A 1,085-nucleotide genomic window follows, 5' to 3' on the forward strand; every position below is an offset into this window, starting at 1 on the left:
TAATCAGTGTTCCTATTATTTATCCAATATAGGTCGAATGAGTAAGGAAGAAAAGACCCGATTTAAACAAGATCCACAGGCGTTTAAAGTGCGTTATATTTATCGTGAATTTTTGTTTGATTATCAACCTTTATCTCCAGCATCACCAGTAAAACCACGTGTAGATTTATCACGGATTCATACGTCATCCCATACACTTGGATTGATTTTGACATACCATGTGAATTACGGTATTTCAGCACGGAAAACAGCAGCGATTATGCAAGACATACATAATGTTTCCATTTCACATCAAACGATATTAAATTACGTGAACAGTGTCTCCATCTTGATGAAGCCCTTCGTTGATGGTTATCCTTATGAACTGTCCGATCAATTTTGTGGCGACGAAACGTATATTCGGGTTAATGGGAAATGGCATTACTTATTCTTTTTCTTTGATGCGGCGAAAAAAGTTATTCTCTCTTACCGTGTTTCGCCTAATCGCGATACATTGTCTGCCATTAAAGCAATCGATGATGTTTTACAAAAGTTCAAGGAGATTCCCGAAAACCTGAATTTAATCGTGGATGGCAACCCCATTTACTTATTAGCACAACACTTTTTCGCACAACATGACATTTGGTTTGATGTGACACAAGTGATAGGCTTAACGAACGAAGATCCAGTGTCAGCCGAATATCGTTGGTTGAAACAAATTATCGAACGTCTAAACCGGACATTTAAAGGGCATTACCGTGCGACAACAGGCTTTGGTTCCGAAGCTGGCTCGGTATCGTTTGTGACGATGTTTGTGGCCTATTTTAATTTCCTTCGACCGCATGCAAAGCTGGAAAAGCGTGTGCCGGTCATGATTCCAGAGTTGGACCAGATGCCACATATGCCAGCACGTTGGACAAAACTGATTGAACTGGCCCAATTGGAGTTAACGAAATAACCGCAGCCTACTTTTTTTAGCAGAGCCCTCAAATAACTACATACGAATGACAATCGGCGTAGCGAACTCTTGACAAACCGAATGGAGAAAAGGTTAAAATTGGTATTTGGCGAGGGTTATTTGGTGTGCCTACTTTTTCCCCTTCGCC

The 1,085-nt window shown here is 40.6% G+C and carries 1 protein-coding gene; it reads left to right on the forward strand.

Features of this window, described 5'->3' with window-relative positions; all coding sequences use genetic code 11:
* On the forward strand, positions 1 to 937 hold a 937-nt coding region (locus D8M03_RS17585; RefSeq protein WP_121216067.1), incomplete at its 5' end, for a DDE-type integrase/transposase/recombinase.
* Positions 938 to 1,085 lie beyond the last annotated feature (148 nt).

Origin of the sequence: Ureibacillus endophyticus (assembly GCF_003628435.1) — a bacterium.
Classification (GTDB): domain Bacteria; phylum Bacillota; class Bacilli; order Bacillales_A; family Planococcaceae; genus Ureibacillus; species Ureibacillus endophyticus.